Origin of the sequence: Maribellus comscasis (assembly GCF_009762775.1) — a bacterium.
GTDB classification, from domain to species: domain Bacteria; phylum Bacteroidota; class Bacteroidia; order Bacteroidales; family Prolixibacteraceae; genus Draconibacterium; species Draconibacterium comscasis.
Genome location: NZ_CP046401.1, coordinates 6,934,833 through 6,954,587, shown reverse-complemented (window position 1 = coordinate 6,954,587; position 19,755 = coordinate 6,934,833). Strand labels below are relative to the sequence as shown.

At 38.2% G+C, this 19,755-nt stretch carries 13 protein-coding genes; 6 read left to right on the top strand and 7 right to left on the bottom strand.

Annotated elements, in window-relative coordinates:
• Positions 1–11 precede the first annotated feature (11 nt).
• The gene (ilvA, locus tag GM418_RS27870) at positions 12–1,274 is read right to left on the bottom strand and encodes a threonine ammonia-lyase (RefSeq protein ID WP_158871116.1); all 1,263 of its coding nucleotides are present in this window, start codon (positions 1,272–1,274) and stop codon (positions 12–14) included.
• A 153-nt stretch (positions 1,275–1,427) separates the two neighbouring features.
• Here ilvA and GM418_RS27865 point away from each other — a divergent pair, with 153 nt between their 5' ends.
• From GM418_RS27865 to GM418_RS31955, 5 genes are all read left to right on the top strand, one after another.
• On the top strand, positions 1,428–2,378 hold the full coding sequence (locus GM418_RS27865) for a CPBP family intramembrane glutamic endopeptidase (RefSeq protein ID WP_158871114.1): 951 nt from the start codon (positions 1,428–1,430) through the stop codon (positions 2,376–2,378).
• A gap of 179 nt (positions 2,379–2,557) precedes the next feature.
• A complete protein-coding gene (locus GM418_RS27860) occupies positions 2,558–5,497 on the top strand; it encodes a sensor histidine kinase (RefSeq protein WP_158871113.1) in 2,940 nt (979 codons plus the stop codon).
• Positions 5,498–5,566: 69 nt separating this feature from the next.
• On the top strand, positions 5,567–6,316 hold the full coding sequence (locus GM418_RS27855; RefSeq protein WP_158871111.1) for a LytR/AlgR family response regulator transcription factor: 750 nt from the start codon (positions 5,567–5,569) through the stop codon (positions 6,314–6,316).
• Positions 6,317–6,513: 197 nt separating this feature from the next.
• The gene (locus GM418_RS27850; protein ID WP_158871109.1) at positions 6,514–7,524 is read left to right on the top strand and encodes a right-handed parallel beta-helix repeat-containing protein; all 1,011 of its coding nucleotides are present in this window, start codon (positions 6,514–6,516) and stop codon (positions 7,522–7,524) included.
• A gap of 64 nt (positions 7,525–7,588) precedes the next feature.
• The gene (locus GM418_RS31955; RefSeq protein WP_158871107.1) at positions 7,589–10,903 is read left to right on the top strand and encodes a T9SS type A sorting domain-containing protein; all 3,315 of its coding nucleotides are present in this window, start codon (positions 7,589–7,591) and stop codon (positions 10,901–10,903) included.
• A gap of 54 nt (positions 10,904–10,957) precedes the next feature.
• Here the strand turns inward: GM418_RS31955 and leuB are convergent, their stop codons facing one another.
• The 6 genes from leuB to GM418_RS27815 form a co-directional block, all read right to left on the bottom strand.
• Positions 10,958–12,022 (bottom strand): 3-isopropylmalate dehydrogenase, encoded by a 1,065-nt coding sequence (gene leuB, locus GM418_RS27840; RefSeq protein WP_158871105.1) that lies wholly within the window; start codon positions 12,020–12,022, stop codon positions 10,958–10,960.
• A 94-nt stretch (positions 12,023–12,116) separates the two neighbouring features.
• On the bottom strand, positions 12,117–13,700 hold the full coding sequence (locus GM418_RS27835; RefSeq protein WP_246222782.1) for an alpha-isopropylmalate synthase regulatory domain-containing protein: 1,584 nt from the start codon (positions 13,698–13,700) through the stop codon (positions 12,117–12,119).
• A 30-nt stretch (positions 13,701–13,730) separates the two neighbouring features.
• Positions 13,731–14,321, bottom strand: coding sequence for a 3-isopropylmalate dehydratase small subunit (gene leuD, locus GM418_RS27830; protein WP_158871103.1), 591 nt, complete (start codon positions 14,319–14,321; stop codon positions 13,731–13,733).
• 29 nt (positions 14,322–14,350) lie between these two features.
• A complete protein-coding gene (locus tag GM418_RS27825) occupies positions 14,351–14,704 on the bottom strand; it encodes a four helix bundle protein (RefSeq protein ID WP_158871101.1) in 354 nt (117 codons plus the stop codon).
• 33 nt (positions 14,705–14,737) lie between these two features.
• The gene (leuC, locus tag GM418_RS27820) at positions 14,738–16,138 is read right to left on the bottom strand and encodes a 3-isopropylmalate dehydratase large subunit (RefSeq protein ID WP_158871099.1); all 1,401 of its coding nucleotides are present in this window, start codon (positions 16,136–16,138) and stop codon (positions 14,738–14,740) included.
• Positions 16,139–16,180: 42 nt separating this feature from the next.
• A complete protein-coding gene (locus GM418_RS27815; protein WP_158871097.1) occupies positions 16,181–17,698 on the bottom strand; it encodes a 2-isopropylmalate synthase in 1,518 nt (505 codons plus the stop codon).
• A gap of 413 nt (positions 17,699–18,111) precedes the next feature.
• Here GM418_RS27815 and GM418_RS27810 point away from each other — a divergent pair, with 413 nt between their 5' ends.
• The gene (locus tag GM418_RS27810) at positions 18,112–19,755 is read left to right on the top strand and encodes a glycerol-3-phosphate dehydrogenase/oxidase (protein WP_158871095.1); all 1,644 of its coding nucleotides are present in this window, start codon (positions 18,112–18,114) and stop codon (positions 19,753–19,755) included.

Genomic DNA, 19,755 nt, shown 5'->3' with positions numbered 1-19,755 from the left:
ATTAACTATTTTTAAATCAGAAACTGAAATAAATCCTGCTTTTCATTTAAATATTCGTAGATAAAACCATTTTCTTCCATACGTTGAATCAGGCCCAAATAATCTTCTTTTTTCTGTACTTCAACTCCGATAACCGCAGGTCCTTTTTCTCGATTGGTCTTTTTTGAATATTCAAAATGGGTAACATCGTCGGTGGGGCCCAGAACCACATCAACAAAAGTTCGCAAAGCACCTGCACGTTGTGGGAAACGGACAATAAAATAATGTTTTAGTCCTTCGTGAAGCAGCGAGCGCTCTTTGATTTCTTCCGTTCGGGTAATATCATTATTGCTGCCGCTGACAATACAAACCACATTTTTTCCTTTTATTTCTTCGCGGTAAAAATCAAGCGCAGCAATGGAAAGCGCCCCGGCAGGTTCAACAACTATGGCATCGCGGTTGTACAGCTCCAGAATTTTAGTACAAATCCGTCCTTCGGGAACAGCTACCAAGTCGTCGATTACTTTTTGGCAAATTTCAAATGTATGTTCTCCAACGCGCTGAACTGCAGCTCCGTCAACAAATTTGTCGATGTTTTCCAGCTCGGTGACTTTTCCTGCGTCAAAAGAATGTTTCATTGACGGTGCACCTGCTGGTTCAACGCCAATAATTTTTGTTTGCGGGTTGGTTTGTTTAAAATAAGCGCCAATTCCGGCAGCCAGTCCGCCACCACCAACGGGAATAAAAATATAGTCAATTTGCTCAACTGAATCCTGTAAAATTTCCAGTCCAACCGTTGCCTGTCCTTCAATAATCTGGGGATCGTCAAAGGGGTGAATAAAAGCCATGCCTGTTTTTTGGCAATCTTCCGTTGCAGCGCTGTGAGCAGCATCGTAGGTGTCTCCAATCAGCACAACTTCCACGTTGTCTTTTCCAAACATTTCAACTTGCCTTATTTTTTGTTTAGGAGTAGTGGCCGGCATATAAATTTTACCTTTAATTCCAAGCTTTCGGCACGAATAAGCTACTCCCTGTGCATGATTTCCCGCGCTGGCACAAACTACCCCTTTTTTGAATTCTTCTTTTGAAAGCTGAACGATTTTGTTAAAGGCTCCCCTTAATTTATAAGAGCGAACAACCTGTAAGTCCTCGCGCTTAAGCAGAATATTCGCATCGAATTCTTCTGACAGATTCAAATTCTTTTGAAGCGGAGTTTTTAGTATGACGTCATTCAGATTGATCTTCGCTTTAGTGATGTCTTTTAATTGTGGGAAATATGATTTTGCACTGCTCATATCAAATATTTTAAGCAAAGATAGCGATTAAATGAGAGTAGGGGACTCTATTTAAACTGACTTAAAATTATGATAAAATTGGACGATTAAAAATGAGATGCTGGAGATTTTGTTTATTTTCAGGCAGAATATTCTCAGACAATACTTATTAAAATGAAACATCTTGAAAGCGCATTAAAACAGGAAAATCAGTGGTGGAAATATTTGCTGGTTTTGCTTATTGGTTTTTTAGGCGGGCAAATTATCGGTGCCATTCCACTGGTTGTTGCAATGGGAATTGGAGCAGCACGAAACGGTGGGAATATAGTGACTCCTGATAATCCGATGGATCTTTCGGCTTACGGAATTGATCCGAACCTGGGATTGGTATTGATGGTATTCCCGTTTCTTGTAATGCTTTTTATTTCTATTCTTTTAATTAAAGCCTTTCACAAACGAAGTTTTAGAGAAGTGATTAATGGAGGAGGCGTTTTTAGGTGGAGACGGTTTTGGAAAGGTTTTTTGGTGTGGGGTGTATTTGCAGTTATCCTTCTGGTTGCAAGTCTTTTATTTGATCGCGAAAATTATGAATTGAATTTTCAGCTTTCAAAATTTATTCCGCTGGTTATTATTTCTTTATTATTGATTCCATTTCAGGCTGGTACTGAAGAGTTTTTTTTTCGCGGGTATTTGGCACAGGGCGTTGGCTCGTGGACCAAAAAGCGATGGCTGGCGGTACTCTTGCCATCTGTCTTTTTTGCATTGTTACACTGCATGAATCCGGAAATTAAAGAGTTTGGTTTCTGGACGATGATACCCAGTTATATTTTGTTTGGAATTGTATTTGGAGTTATTTCAATTTTGGATGATGGAATTGAGTTGGCCATTGGGGTACATTCTGTAAACAATATCCTTTCTTCTATTTTTGTAACCAGCAAATCTTCCGTGTTACAAACTCCGGCCATGTTTATTCAAAAAGAGGTTGATCCGTCGGGTGAGTTTTGGGGATTACTGGCTGTATCGATTGTTTTTATTTTGGTTGTATCGTACAAAAGCAGCTGGAATTATCAAATTTTGTTTTCAGGTATTCAGCAGAAAAAAGAGGAACACCCGGAGGAGGATTAGTTAAAATGTTTGGACTGTTCTAAAGATTCCGGCTAAACAATACGGAAATCAGATGTAAATTCCGGGAATAATTTTATCGTCTTTTTTTACAACTTCTTGTTTATGGCTTATATTTATTGCGAATAAAAGCTTCAATTTTTAAATCAAGTAGATTTAAAGGATTAATTATTAATCTTTTTATGAAAAACCAGATCATCAGTGTAACCGATAGAGTTTTGCTCATAATTATACCTTTTTTATTTCTGTTTAACGTTGAACAGGTTAGCGCTTTTGATATCAAAATAGAACATACCTATAAACATTATACGATTCACGAAGGCTTGCTCCAAATGCAGGTGATGGACATATTTCAGGATTCAAAAGGCTACTTGTGGTGTTCAACAAAGGCAGGGCTAAGTCGTTTTGACGGAAAATCATTTAAAAATTTTTCCAACACCGAAGTTGATGTAAACAGTTTTGATTATGTTACCCTGGGGGGAAATTCGCGCGGGGATTTTTTTCAATTTAGTGAACACCAGATGATTCAGGTTGATGAAGATTCTTTAAAAGCATATCCTTATCCGAAAGGGTGTGTTGTTTATTCCAATTATAAACGTTCTGATGTTGTTGGGCTCCGGGAAGCTGCCTGTTTTGATTCTATCCGGGGAGTTGTCAGTTTAATCCTTAATTACGAGAACCCCGATTCTCTGTTTCTTATTCAATTTGATAACGGTTTGGGCAAAATTATTGGTTTTGACAAAAACAGCGAAAATCTGATTTGGCAAACTGATGGCGATTCAATATATGTGTCGGATATTGACGAGACTAACGTTGTTGTTTCTTATAAAAATCCGGGAATGATTTCGGAAATCATTCAAAACAAGGAGTATACGTACGGAATTAACAGCGAAGGGGCTATCTACAAATTGACAGGAGGAAAATTTGAGCTACTGGTGAAAATCCAATTTAGTGACAGATATTTTAAGGCTGTTCCGGTACCTGAAAATAATGCTTTAATAATAAAAACTTCAGAGAATCTGTATTACTATAAAGACAAAATAATTCCCATTAAACAAAATTTTACTTCAATCAGGGATTTATTAATTGACAATGAATCAAATATTTGGGTTGCTACAGAAGAAGGATTGTACAATTTTTTTGATCTCAATTTTGTAAACTATTCATTTGGCATGGGAAATAAAGACTGGGTGTGGTCGGTAATTGAAGGCAACGGAAATAATATGTGGTTTGCTTCCTATCAAAACGGGATATGGAAATGGGATGGTGAGACAGTTACTGATTATACGAAGCGTTTAAATAAACAGATTGCAGACTTTGTTAAACAGGATCCTGCCCCGAATTATTACAGGTACTATATGGGAGCGTCAAAGTTTGATTCGGCCGTTTATTTCCCAACGGAGTGTAATGTGCTTAAGTACAGGAATGGCAGATTCAGTCCGGTTAAAGGATTAGCTGATCTTCCGTTCCAAATGACAAAGCCGCTTACCGACAGCACATTTGCCTGTATGGGGTATCCGGGGCTTTATATTTTAAAAGACGGAAATATACTAAAATACCTGCATAGGGACAGTATTGGGGTTTCAAGCGTTTTAAATGCGGAAACAGATAAAAATAGCCATATTCTTGCGGTGGGCAGGGCAGGAGTAGCTTTAATCAAAGAGGATACGATTGTAAATTATAACCAAAAAAGTTGTTTGAAAAGTTACAGTACCGCAAAGGATCATAAAAATAATATTTGGATTGGAGGTATTGAAAATATAAACATGTTTAACGGAGATTCGCTTTTACACGTAGCCCTGAAAAACGAAGAGGCATTTTATTCCATTTTGTTTGTTGAACCTCACTACTTGCTTTTTGGTGGTTTAAAAGGAATTTATGTTGTTAACCTCGATGATTATTATAAAAATAACACTTTCGAGATGTTGCTGTTTGACCAAAAAAGCGGATTCACAGGTATCGAATGCGGACAAAATGGTTTTTTTACCGACTCAAAGGGAATGGCGTGGATTCCCACCAGCGATTATGTAACCTCGTTTAATCCTGAAAATTTAATCAACAAAAACATCCTGCCACCCCGGATTTATCTGAAAACTGAAATTTCAACTGATAATATTGCCTGGAAAAAAGTAAATAGGGTAAAAGATATCATGCTAAAATTCAATGAAAATAATCTGAGGTTCAGGGTTGATGCAGTTTCTTTTGCCAATGTGGGGAATATCAGGTATTACTATCAACTGACCGGCTTACAAGATAATTGGACCGAAGCTTCTGAAATTAATGAAATAACATTTTATCAACTAAAACCCGGGAAATATACTTTTCAGGCGAAAGCAGACCCCGGTGTTAGTAAAGTAACTTCAGAAATTGTGTCGATACATTTTGAAATAGAAAAACCTTACTGGGCAAAAGTATGGTTTATTGGTTTGCTACTATTTGTAAGCATGCTGATTATTGCATTTGTAATTCTTCTTATCAGAAAAGCAGGTATGAAAAAAGCAATGATTCAGCAACGTATAATTCAGCTCCGCAGCGAGGCATTGGCAGCTCAACTCGATCCTCATTTTGTTATGAACTGCCTGAATAATATCAGCGGGCTGGTTAATTCGGGATACAAAAAACAGGCAACCGACTATATTGTAAAGTTTTCAAAGTTGTTGCGTGTTATTCTGCAAAGTATTAAAAAAGAAGTTATTAGTTTGAGCGATGAACTGGAAATTGTTGAAAATTATATACATCTCGAGTTATTGCGATGTGATGGCTGTTTTACTTATCAAATAAAAGTTCCCGGTAATTACGCTTCCCAGTCAATAATGGTTCCCCCAATGATTTTACAGCCCCTTGTTGAGAATTCAATAAAACACGGGTTTGAGAATGGAAAAAGAAAAAATTCAAAAATTGAAATCAGAATTGAAGTCCGCGACAGGTTTTTGGTCATTTCGATAGAAGACAATGGCAGAGGTATCAATAAAGAGAAAATCTCTTTGGGAACAGGACTTGGTACAAAAATTACCCGCGAACGGATCGATTTACTTCATAAAAAAGCAAATATTAATTTTGAGGTTAAGAATCGGGAGTGCGGTGTTGAAGTATCATTCTTAATTCCTCTGGTGGTTCAGTAAAACGAATTAGAAAGGGGAATAAAAATGAGAAACAATTCGTATTTTTAAATCGGAGAAGTAGAGTTACAAATGATAAGAACGGTAATTGTAGAAGATGAAAAATATTCGGTTTTAAACCTTCAAAACATGCTAAAAGATTATGCTCCTGACATTGAAGTTACAGAGGTTTTTTCATCAGGGAAGGAAGCGTTGTCGGGATTACCGCAACTTGACTTTGATTTGTTGTTTCTGGATATACAATTTAATGATGATTTTGACGCATTCCGTTTATTGGAATCTCTCCAGTTTGAACAGTTACACATTATTTTTGTAACCTCTTATAATCAGTATGCTTTAAAAGCTTTCAAATACAATGCTATCGATTATATTACAAAACCAATCGATGGAGACGATCTGGTCCGCGCCATAAAAAAAGCAAGGCAAAATATTTTCAAAAAGAATAGACTCGATGAGTTGCTTAGGACATATAATGCGTTCAGAAACAGACAAATTGTAGTGAAAGGACAGACGGAAACCAATTTTATTTTTCCAAATAAAATTTTGTATATCAAAGCTGAAAAGGAATATTCAACTGTTGTTTATTTTGATGAAACAGACACCGAAAACGAACTTCTGACATCAAAACATTTAGGTTTCTGGGAAAATGAACTATTGGAGTTTCCTTTTTTACGTGTTCACAAATCGTATTTGGTGAATATGGAACATATAAAATCGTACGGAAAAAATATAAAATTAGACAACGGCTCTGAACTGGCCATTTCCCGTGACCGCAGAAAAGAAATTCATCTTCGGATTCTACAATATAAGACTGGTAAATAGTTTTTGACATTTTTTATCGCATTTGTTTTATGTTGATTGTATTTGTAAAAAACGGATGGTGAATTGAAGTATGCCATTTGTCATAAATTACCAACGGTTGGTTAACTCTTTTATATAATGAGATTTGGGAGGAGTAAATGTTTCTATTTTTAAGCCAAAAACAGGAACAAAAAAACGAAAAACCAAATCTTAGAAGTATGAAAAAACTAATTCTTTTACCGTTTATTTTTGTTGCAACTTTAATTTATGCCCAGCCGCGTATAGTTGTTCAGAATGGTTCAGCCTCAGTATATACAAACATAAATGACGCTATATTGGCTGCCAACTCCGGAGATACAATTTATTTACCTGGTGGAGGTTTTAATATAAGTCCTGTAACCATTGATAAAACTTTGCACTGGGTTGGTGTTGGACACTATCCCGACTCAACAAGTGCAACCAAAGCTACAAGAATCATAACATCGTTGGTATTTACGGGAAATTGTGACAACAGCACATTTGAAGGGATATATTTTACCAATTCTCTTAGTTTTGGAAGTAGTGGAAATGATGCAATGAATATTTCGATTAAACGATGCAGAGTAGGAAGTACTTTAAATCTAAGGGCTAGTTCTTCAGATACAGTAGCTACTAATTTTGTAATTTCTGAATCAGTTATGTCTACTTTAAATGCTTATAATGCGTCAAACTGCCTGATTGAAAAATCGATGTTGTTTGGAGGTTTGAATAATTTTCACCAATCATTTTTTGATCATAATAATTTTAACTACAGTGGCTCTTATTTACTGACATATGTGAACGGTTGTTTATTTAAAAATAATATATTTTCTTACTACTACGGTATGAGATATACCGAAAGCTGCGAGTTTTCATACAACCTGTATTCCGGAGCACTTCCTTATAATCCGGAAACCTCAACCCATACAGGAACAAACAATATTACCGATGTTGGGGGAGATAATATTTATACAACTATTACAGGCACGAATTATAGTTTTTCATATGATAATGATTATAAATTAAAAACCGGATGCCCGGGAATTGGAGCTGCAGAAGATGGAACAGATATTGGTGTATATGGAACTTTATTACCATACAAAGAAGGCGCTGTTCCCTATTATCCGCATATACGCAGTGTGTCTGTTGATAGCGAAGCATCAGGCGGACAACTTGGTGTACAAATTACGGTAGCTGCACAAGAGCGATAAACCCGGGTTTCAAACATTCCAAATTACTGGAATCATGAAAACAAATTCATTTAAATTATTTAAAATGAAAAAAGTCATCTGGGTATTTGTATTTTTTGTTCTATCGATGAATATGTATTCCCAGAACAAAATTACTGCATGGGAATATTGGTTTGACGATAATTATTCTGAAGTAGTAAATCAGTCGGTTGGAGTAACACGTTTATTGAATATTGACGAAGCGATTGATGTTTCCTCATTGGAATTCGGACTGCATACATTAAATTTCCGGGTTCAGGATGAAAGGGGAATTTGGGGCTCACCAGGATCTTGTTTTTTTACTTTGTTTCCTGAAACCTTGACCCCGGCTATGCAGGAAATTACGGCATATGAGTACTGGTACGATAGCGACTATAGTTCACGAACAAAACAAAATATATCTGCGTCAAGTGTATTTTCGTTTAATGATAACCTATCCGTTTCGTCTCTGGAGACAGGATTACATGCAGTACATTTCCGGTTTCAGAATGAAGGTGGAATATCGGGGCCAGCGGTTTCCCGCTTTTTTGTAATAGAAGCAGGAAGTACAACACCTGTAGTGAAGAAAATTACTACCCTGGAATACTGGTATAACAACGACTATTCATCTGTTCATTTGAAAAATATTACTCCTTCAGAATTTCTAAGCTTGGATAATCTTCTTGATGTTTCAGATCTTGATAACGGGCTAAATACAGTGCATTTCCGATTTAAGGATGAAAATGGAGATTTTAGTCCGGCTTTTTCGAAGTTCTTTACAAAATATAACTCCACAAATATTACGTCAGATAACAAAATTGTAGTTTACCGTTACTGGCTAGACAGTGATTTGGCTACGATGATAACCGATACCATTGAAAGTCCTTCAAAGGACTACTTACTTCACGATAATCTGGAGTTTCCGGATAATCCTTCGGGAGAGCATTTTTTTACTATTCAGTTTATGGATGAACATGGCCGCTGGAGTTCATCGGTTGGCGATACAGTTGCATTCGACTTTTCACCCTGGGCCGAATTATCGGTTTCTGACACGACAGTCTGTGTAAATGAACCGCTCAGTTTTTATTCAGACACAACAGATGTCACCGATATTGTATGGAATTTTGGAGATGGAACCACTTCCATCGAATTTAATCCCCGGCATAGTTATATTCAGGATGGAAAGTATGAAGTGACTGCAACGGTAAGTCATACTCCATCAGGAAAATCAGAGATTGTGACTTTGAGTGATTCAATACATGTTTTTCCTGTAAAAATATCAACTGTTGATACGGCCATATGTAAAACCGAAATCCCGTTTACTTTTGGTGCACAATCATTATCATCTTCAGGAACATATTATGAAACATTTGTTTCCTCAAGCGGTTGCGACAGCACTGTAACGTTGAATTTGACTGTAAAAGATACTTTCCTTGTAAGTGACGTCGTTTCAATTTGTGAAAATGAATTGCCCTATATTTTTGGTACTAAATCTCTCACATCAAGTGGTACCTACACCGAAGTATTTAACACAATTACTGGTTGCGACAGCACAGTTACTCTTGATTTTACAGTAAATGATACTTTCCTTGTGAATATTATTGTTTCAATTCTTCAGGATGAACTACCTTTCTCTTTTGGAGGTCAAACTCTCACAACAGGCGGCACTTACACCGAAATATTTAAGTCAGTTAGTGGCTGCGATAGCACTGTAATACTTAATCTGAGCGTTAATACAGAAGATATTACCCCTCCTGAGGTATACTGTAACCCAATAACAATTGTTTTAGATCGATTTGGAAAATATGAGTTGAGTGAATTCGATATCGAAAAAATAACCGCAGGTACTACTGACAATGCTGACGAATACGATGATTTGATTTTTACCATTCTACCAGATTCTTTTTCGTGTGAGCAGGCAGAAAAGGATGTGGAAATTATGGTTATTGCTAAAGATCAAAAGGAAAATACAGATACCTGTTACACAACTGTTCGTGTAAAAGATGAAACCTTACCTGCTATTAAATGCGAAGATGTTGTTTTGGAATTGGATGAGAATGGATATGCCGGACTAAATATCAATGATGGTTACAAATCTGTTTTCGATGCCTGTGGAATCAGGTCGGTTGTCGCCAGTCAAGACGCTTTTGATTGTAATGATATTGGTATCAATCGGATAGGTATTACCGTTACCGATAATAACGGAAACACTAATACATGTTACACAAACGTGGATATAAGCGACGCGTTGTCTCCATCATTTACGCCTGTAACAAATATTACGGTTACCGCTGATAAAGGAGAGTGTGAAGCAGTAGTAGAATATCCGGAAATTGTAGCTCTTGACAATTGCAAATCTCCGGTAGTAAAACTAGCAGGGGGATTAGGTGGCACTGCAACATTTCCAGTTGGTACCACTACCGAGAAGTGGGTAGCTGTTGATAATTCAGGTAATACAGATACTCTGACATTTGAAATAACTGTTCTTCCCGGGACAGTAAATCCGGAGATCGATTCAATTCCGGATGTCGAAATGATTGAAGATTCAGGCTGGATGAGAATTGTTTTAACAGGAATTGATGATGGCTCGGGATGCTCTGATGATTCGGTTGAATTTGTATTTACAACAGGAAATCCCCAGTTGGTAGAATCTTATATGGTTGATTATGAGACCGGAAGTGATAGCGCGGTATTAATGATACTTCCTGCACCAGATGCCAACGGATTTTCGATCGCTGATCTGTTATTGCTAAATAGGAGTACAGGGAAAAGTTTTGCTGATACATTTAATTTAAATATCAATGCAGAAAATGACCCTCCCCGAATAATAAGAGAACTGGAGGATTTTGGTATAAAACCGGGTGATACAGTAACCGTGAATTTGGGTGCGGGAGTTGATGCTGTTTTTGAGGATCCGGATGACAATGATACGTTCACACTCACACTCTTATCCGAAGAATACGATGATTTGCCGGCTTGGCTCAATTTTTACAACGACACGCTGTTTGCGTCGCCAGCTGTTTCCGACACAGGCTGTGTTAGTCTTCGTCTAATCGCTACCGATTTGGCAGGAGACACAACAGTAAACAATTTTACAATTTGTGTTGGTTTTACCGTTGGTATTAATCATCCGGAAAAGTCAAATCTGAAAATATATCCAAACCCAACTTCCGGCATTGTCTATGTTGAATTTCCATCCAATGTTGGTGAAAAGCTTGAAGTATCTGTTTTTAATGCTACAGGAAGAGAAGTATTAAATCAAAGCCAGATAAATACCGGCCGGTTTGAAATAGAAATGTCGAATTTTGTGAGTGGAGTATATTTTATAAAAATAAAAGGAAAGGACAAGGTATTACCCCAGAAACTAATTCTCAGCCGTTAATCTCAATATGAACCGTTCTTGACAAGGAACGGTTCATTAATTTATTCGATGTAATTAACTTTTTTCTACCCACTCAGCAATCCAGTCACCAACCTGCGAGGTTTTGAATGACTCACCTTCGGCAATATCAACTGTTACGTAACCTTCGGTCATTGAGGCGGCAACAGCATCGCGGATGATTTTTCCTTCTTCCATGAGGTTAAAAGCATATTCAAACATCATAGCAGCGGAAAGAATGGTTGCAATTGGATTGGCGATGTCTTTTCCGGCAGCTTGCGGGTAAGAACCGTGAATGGGTTCAAAAACCGAGGTGTGGATTCCCATGGAAGCAGAAGGAAGCAATCCAAGCGAACCTGTAATAACGCTGGCTTCATCGGTAAGAATATCGCCAAACATGTTTTCGGTAACCATTACATCGAAGTTTTTAGGCCACTGAATAATCTGCATTGCAGCATTATCCACAAACATGTATTCTGTTTTGATATCAGGATAATTTGGCGCCATTTCCTGTGCCACTTCGCGCCACAGGCGTGAACTTTCCAGAACATTGGCTTTGTCAACCACTGTTAGTTTTTTGTTACGTTTTCCTGCAAATTCATACCCCAGTTTCAGAATACGTTCAATTTCTTCGCGGGTATAAGTGTTGGTATCAAAAGCAGTGTTACCACCATCTTTTCTCCCTTTTTCACCAAAATAAATCCCACCGGTTAATTCGCGGATACAAACAAAATCAGCTCCCTCAACCAATTCGCGGCGGAGAGGAGATTTATGTAACAACGACTCAAAGGTTTCAACGGGACGAATATTGGCATATAACCCCAGTTTTTTGCGCATAGCCAACAATCCCTGTTCCGGACGAACAGGAGCTTTGGGATTATTGTCGAACTTGGGATCGCCGATGGCTCCAAATAAAACTGCATCCGATTTCATACACAGTTCGTGCGTATTTTCAGGGTAGGGATCTCCTACCTCGTCGATGGCAATTGCGCCGGTTAAACCATATTCATATGACAATTCGTGGTTAAATTTTTTGGTAACGGCCTTTACAACTTTCATGGCCTGTTCAACAATTTCCGGCCCGATTCCGTCGCCGGGAAGTACTGCAATGTTTAGTTTCATTTATAGTCTTTTTTTTTCGGATACCTTCTACCTGCCCAAACAGTGATGAGATAGAATTCCGAGGTATTTTAAATATATTTTTTTAACAGGAGATTCAGGAAATACTATTCAAAATTTTATCCAGAATTCCGGGCTTAAAATCATTTTCAATAATGTTTAGCATTCTGATTGTTGCTTTTATAGCTGCTGCATTTTGATCAGGATCCAATCCTTTTGTTTTGAATTCACGGCTGTTTTTCCAGGTAATAACTGTTTCAACCAGTGCATCCGTTTTCCCGCCGGGTGGAATGGTAACCACATAATCAATCAGTTTTGGAAATGACTTCCCTAAACGTTTATAAATTTTCCGAAGGGCTTTTACAAAAGCATCATATTGTCCGTCACCGTCGCAAAATTCTTCGTATTTTTTTCCTTCAATTTCGAGCGATACATTGGCTACCGGTCGCAATCCCATGGTATGCATTACAGAGAAGTTTACAACCCTGATTTTTTGTTCCATAATGTCGTTGTTCAAAACATCAGAGACAATATAAGGCAGATCATCGTTTGTAACCGTCTCTTTTTTGTCACCCAGTTCAATAATACGCTGTGTAACTTTTTTTAATGAGTCGGCGTCAAGCTCAATTCCCAAATCTTCCAGATTTTTTTTAATGTTCGCCTTACCTGAAGTTTTTCCAAGTGCATACTGGCGGATTCTTCCAAAACGTTCCGGCAAAAGTTCATTAAAATAAAGATTGTTTTTATTGTCACCATCTGCATGAATACCACTACATTGTGTAAATACAAACTCGCCAATCAATGGTTTGTTGGTAGGGATGCGGATTCCGGAAAATGACTCAACCAAACGCGAAACTTTATTCAGGTGCGTTTCGTTCACATTGGTTTTCATTTTCAGGTGGTCTTTGACTGTAGCTATTACACTTGAAAGAGGCGCATTTCCGGCGCGTTCTCCCAAGCCGTTTACCGTAGTGTGTACACAACGAATACCGGCTTTTATTGCATGAAAGACGTTGGCAATTGCTAAATCATAATCATTGTGAGCATGAAAATCAAAGTTTACTTCAGGAAAAGCTTCTATCATTTCGCTGCAGAAATCATAGGTTTCATCCGGGTCCAAAATACCAAGTGTGTCGGGTAACATCATCCGGTCAACTTTTTCATCTTTTAGATTTTTGATCATAAAGTGAACATAGTCTTTTGAACTACGCATCCCGTTTGACCAGTCCTCAAGGTAGATGTTTACCCGGATTCCCATTTCAGCGGCATTTGAAATTACCTTTTTTATATCAGCCAAATGCTGTTCCGGTGTCTTTCGCAATTGCTCGGAAACGTGTTTTAATGAACCCTTGCAAAGGAGGTTGATTACTTTACCCCCGGCATCAGCAATCCACTGAAGTGAGGTTTTGTCGTCAACAAATCCCAGCACTTCAATTTGATGCAGGTGTCCTTTCTCCGCAGCCCACTGCATAACCCGTTTTGTCCCTTTGAATTCACCCTCTGAAACCCGTGCCGAAGCAATCTCGATGCGATCAACTTTTACATCTTCGAGTAAAACTTTTGCTACGCTTAGTTTTTCCCCTTCGCTAAACGAAACTCCTGAAGTTTGTTCGCCGTCACGAAGGGTAGTGTCCATTATCGTCAGGTGTTTACCTGTCATTTCAACTGTTCTGCCTGTCATTTTTTATCTGTTTGCAGTTGAGCAGAAAGCTTACCTCTCTGCTTCAAATGCTTCTATTTCATCTTTCATTTCCACAAGGTAATCGATGTCATCAAGTCCGTTTTGTAAACAATGCTTTTTGTACGGATTGATCTCAAAATCTGTTGATTCGCCTGTAGCAGAAATCGTAAAAGTCTGTTTTTCCAGATTCACTTCAAAAGTTGTATTCGGATCATTTTCTGTAGCGTCGAATATTTTTTGAAGGAACTCAGGAGAAACAACAACTGGTAACAAGCCGTTGTTCAATGCATTCCCTTTAAAAATATCAGCAAAAAAGCTGGAAACCACAACACGGAAACCATAATCGTATATTGCCCATGCTGCATGTTCACGGCTTGAACCACTTCCAAAGTTTTTTCCTCCAACTAAAATTTTACCGGAGAATTTTGGGTCATTTAAAGGGAAATCAGCTTTCGGACTTCCGTCTTTATTGTAACGCCAGTCGCGGAAAAGATTATCACCAAAACCTTTGCGTTCTACGGCTTTTAAGAATCGTGCGGGAATAATCTGGTCGGTGTCCACATTTTCAATGGGAAGCGGAACTGCCGGTGATGTTATAATTGAAAATTTGTCGTATGCCATTTTATTGATTATTTATTGTTGATTATTTTTTATTTTTCAGACTGAATTGTTTTTCTGCCGGCGATGAAAATTGCGGTTAGTTCTTTAGCTTCTTTCATAAGAGAAGCAACTACTTCTAATGATACAATTTCTTCATCCAATGCAAATTCAATCCAAAAATCACATTCGTCTATTTCTTCAATGACTATTGATAATTTTGCTGCAAAAGCAGCATCAGATTGCGCTAAAAGGACTGATCTGTAGTTTACAGCAACCGATGTGGCGCACCTGATTAACTGGCATTCAATATGAGATCCCAATTTTGTTTTTGGGAGAGAAGAAGCAAATTTTACACATTGATGTGCAAAAATTTTAGTTCTATTCTTTAATTCATATCTATCCACAATTAATCAATAATCATTAGTCAATATTCAATCTTACATTAATTCTCTGGGATCGGTAACTTTCCCGGTTAATGCTGCAGCTGCAACAGTAAGCGGACTTGCAAGCAAGGTTCGGGCCCCCGGTCCCTGGCGACCTTCAAAATTTCGGTTCGAGGAAGAAACCGCATATTTGCCTTCCGGAATTTTGTCGTCGTTCATTGCAAGACAGGCTGAACATCCGGGCTGACGCAATTCAAAACCTGCAGCTTCAAGAATCTGAACCAATCCTTCTTCCCGAATCTGGTATTCAACATGTTTTGACCCCGGAACCAGCCAGGCAGTTACATTTGGAGCTTTTTTCCTGTCTTTTACAAATTCGGTAAATGCCCTGAAATCTTCAATTCTTCCGTTGGTACAACTACCCAGAAAAACGTAGTCAACCGGTTTCCCTTTCATGGCTTCACCCGCTTTATATCCCATATATTGTAACGACTTTTCAAAAGTGGCTTTGTCACTTCCGGTCATTCCATCTGTTGTAGGAATTGTTTTTGAAATCCCTATTCCCATTCCAGGGTTGGTCCCGTATGTAATCATCGGTTCAATGTCAGCGGCATCAAAAGTATATTCAGTGTCGAAAAGGGCACCTTCGTCAGATTTTAATTCCTTCCAGGCCTCTACTGCTTTGTCCCAATCTTCTCCTTTGGGGGCATATTTCCGACCTTTTACATAGTTTATGGTAACATCGTCAGGTGCAATCATTCCCCCACGGGCACCACTTTCAATACTAAGGTTACAAAGGGTCATCCTGCCTTCCATACTCAAACTGGCAATAGCTGTACCTGCATATTCAATAAAATGGCCAGTACCACCGCTGGTTGAAATTTGCGATATAATGTAAAGTGCTATATCTTTTGCTGTTACTCCTTCATTTAGAACACCGTTTATCGTAATTCGCATTTTTTTCGGTTTTGGCTGCATTATACATTGGCTGGCCAAAACCATTTCAACTTCGCTTGTTCCAATACCAAATGCTATGGCGCCAAAAGCGCCGTGAGTTGAAGTGTGGCTGTCGCCACAAACGATGGTCATTCCGGGCTGTGTAAGACCCAGTTCAGGCCCTATGATGTGGACAATCCCATGCCCTTCTGACTGTAAATCGTGATATACAATACCGTGTTCGGCACAGTTTTTCTTCAGCATTTCCACCTGATGTCTCGAAAGTTCGTCAATAATGGATAGATGCTGATTTTCAGTAGGAACGTTATGGTCTGGTGTTGCTGTCGTTTTATCGGGACGGAAAACTTTTAATCCACGTTTTTTAAGTCCCAGAAATGCCACCGGACTGGTTACTTCGTGAATCAAATGACGATCGATATACAAAACACTGGGACCGTCTTTAATTTGTTTTACTGCGTGGGCGTCCCAGATTTTATCAAATAATGTTTTTGCTTCCATTTTTTATTTTAGCGAAATATCAAATTATGTTTTACTTTCAATTTAAACCGTTGCGGGCTGTCCCACCGGAATTTTATTAATGGCGTCGAGGAATGCTTCCACAGCAGCTGTAATTATGTCGGTATTGGCACCAAAACCGTGGAAAATACCTTCTTCGTATTCTACCTGCATGTGTACCTTGCCAATGTCGTCACTTCCCCGTGTAATTGCCTGTACCAGAAATTCTTCGATAACAACTTGCCGGTGAATGATTTGTTTTACCGCTTTGATTGCAGCGTCAACGGGACCGTTTCCTGCCGATGTAGCATCAAATTTTTCACCTGCAATGTCCAATCGAACGGTCGCCATTGGCATCATATTTTTGCCGGTAACAACCTGTAAAAAATCCAGTTTTATTCTTCGCTCCTGACGTGTTGCGTCACCTACCAGTAATGCAATATCATCGTCACGGATGTCTTTTTTCTTATCCGCCAGTTTTAAAAATTCTTCGTAAACTTCATCCAGTTTTTCTTTTGTCAGCTCAAAACCAAGAATTTCAAGCCGGTGTTTTAATGCCGCTCGTCCACTTCGTGCAGTAAGTAAAATCGACGATTCGTTGATTCCTACTTCTGCAGGATCCATAATTTCATAGTTTTCGCGATTTTTCAAAACACCATCCTGGTGAATTCCTGATGAATGTGCAAACGCATTTCTTCCAACTACCGCCTTGTTTGGTTGAACCGGCATGTTCATTAATGTAGAAACAAGACGACTGGTTCCATATATTTTTTGTGTATTTACACCGGTTTCAATCTGCAAACTTTTGTAATGCGTTTTTAAAGTCATTACAACTTCTTCCAGTGAAGTATTTCCGGCACGCTCGCCAATTCCGTTAATGGTTACCTCAGCCTGGCGTGCCCCGTTTAAAATACCGGAGACCGTGTTTGCTGTTGCCATTCCCAAATCGTTGTGGCAGTGTGTTGAAATAGTTGCCTTATGAATATTGGAAACATGTTCCATTAAATATTTAATTTTATCGCCAAATTCGTGCGGAAGTGTATATCCTGTAGTGTCCGGGATATTTACAACGGTAGCACCTGCATTAATTACGGCTTCAATAACACGGGCCAGGTATTCGTTTTCTGTTCGGCCTGCATCTTCAGCATAAAACTCAACATCTTCAACGAACTTTTTTGCATATTTTACAGCTTCAACTCCGCGTTCAATTATTTCTTCCGGATTAGAGTTTAGTTTGTGGTAGATATGAAAATCTGATGTTCCAATCCCTGTGTGAATACGTCCTTTTTTTGCGTATTTTAGTGATTCAGCAGCAACATCAATATCTTTTTTTACTGCGCGGGTCAGGGCACAAATTGTTGGCCATGTAACCGCTTTTGAAATCTCAACTACCGATTCGAAATCACCGGGGCTTGAGATGGGGAATCCTGCTTCAATAATGTCGACTCCCAACTCCTGCAATGCTTTGGCGACTTCAATCTTTTCCACTGTGTTCAACTGGCAACCCGGAACCTGTTCTCCGTCCCTCAAAGTTGTGTCGAAAATGTAAAGTCTGTCACTCATGGTAATCTGTAATTTATTATTTGAAATTTATTTCTCTTTAATTTTTTTAGTCAAATGCTTCACATGAAAAAAGCCACCCTCTTATGATGAGAATGGCTTCACTTTTTCCAAATATCTTTTAATAACACACCATTCTCATTTCTTCTTAATTAGAAGAATAATACCTAGAATTAGGCTGAGAATTGATATGTTAATCGTGTTTTTCATTCGTTTTGCTTACGATTTGCTGCAAATATGAAAATATTTTTTTTAAAATGAAAACAAATAAACGATTTTATTTATAAAACTTTAAAAATAAGATGAGATACTCTGCTATTTTGTTGTTTTAAATTTCATTTCTGTCTTTAACAATCATTATGGCGAATAGTTTTTTTTCATTTGAATAAAAACTAAATTTAGGCAAACAATAATCAGTGAAAAGAACAACACGTTTTATACAAGATAGTCATTTTGACGTTTTGATTATTGGAGGCGGAATTACCGGTGCGGCTGTTGCTTATGAAGCTGTAACCAGAGGGTTTTCAGTGGCTTTATTTGAGAAAGATGATTTTGGTGGAGCAACATCAGCGGCGACTTCTAAAATGATCCACGGCGGATTACGTTATCTCGCAAAAATGGAATTGAAGCTGGTTCGGGAATCACTTCGTGAGAGGAGGATTTTAACCAATATTGCACCAAATTTTGTACATCCTGCACCGTATCTTTTAACGGGGTATAAAAATGGCAAAACTCCGGGGTGGATGCTCAAAGCAGCAATGATTCTGTACGATTTACTTTCGTTTGATAAAAATTGGTTGCGCGATAAAAGTAAAAGAATGCCAAAGCACAGAACGGTATCGAAAAACAACGCTTTGAGTCTGGAGCCTTCTTTAATCTCTGATGGATTATTACACTCACAAATTTATTATGACTGTATCAGCTTTAGCCCTGAAAGACTGACGCTTGCATTTATTAAATCGGCGGTTGAAGCAGGAGCAAAAGTGTTAAATTATGCGGAAGTGAAAGATTTCCTGTTCGAAAAGAAGTCACATAAAAGAAAGGTTTATGGATGTAAAGTTTTCGACAAAGTTGCAAACAATGAATATAATGTTTTAGGAAGGTATGTGATCAACTGTTCCGGGCCGTGGGCAGATGTTATTGTAAATAAAGCTTCAAAAAAATACGCAACAAAAGTGTTACGCCGTTCCGAGGGAATTCATTTTATAACCAAAAAATTGGTAAACAATTATATTGTGACTGCAACAACCCTCAACGGGCGTCATTGTTTTATTGTTCCCTGGCGAAATCGCACATTAATAGGTACAACCGACAAGGAATTTATTGGAAAACCCGATGAATATAAAGTAGCAAAAAGTACCGTCAACGATTTTCTTGAAGAGGTAAATCAAGTGTTTGGCGAGAAAGAAAAATTACAGTATTCCGATGTTCAGTTTGTATACGGTGGTTTACGACCGCTTGTAGAAGATCAAACAAAAGATGTATACGAATCATCGCGGAAATATGAAATTGTTGATCATGAAAAAGATGGAATCTCCGGCCTTATAACAGTTGAAGGGGGAAAATATACGACCAGTCGCAGCCTGGCGGAAAATCTGGTGGATTATCTTTTTAAAAAGGTGGGAAAGAAACCTATTGCGTCAATTTCAGCTTCAAAATTTTTAAAAGGAAGCGATATTGAAAATTTTCAACGTTTTGTTGATGTAAAAACAGAAGAGAATCCTGAATTTAAAGGAGAGCAAATCGATTTTCTGTGCAAAATGTACGGAACCGAGCTTGATTCCGTATTGCGTTTGGCGAAAGAAGATGGACTTTCCATAAGCTTAAACGCCGATGGCGAAATTGAAGCTCAGGTCGTTTACGCCATTCAAAATGAGATGGCAATAAAATTGAGTGATATTTTATTCAGAAGAACCGGAATCGGAACTCTTGGTCATCCGGGAGAAGAAACACTGGCGAAAGTTTTAAATATTGCTGCTACGTTGTTGAACTGGGATGAAAAAAGAAAAGAAACCGAATTAAAGGAAGTTGAAGAGATTTTAAAAATTCCTGAAAATTAA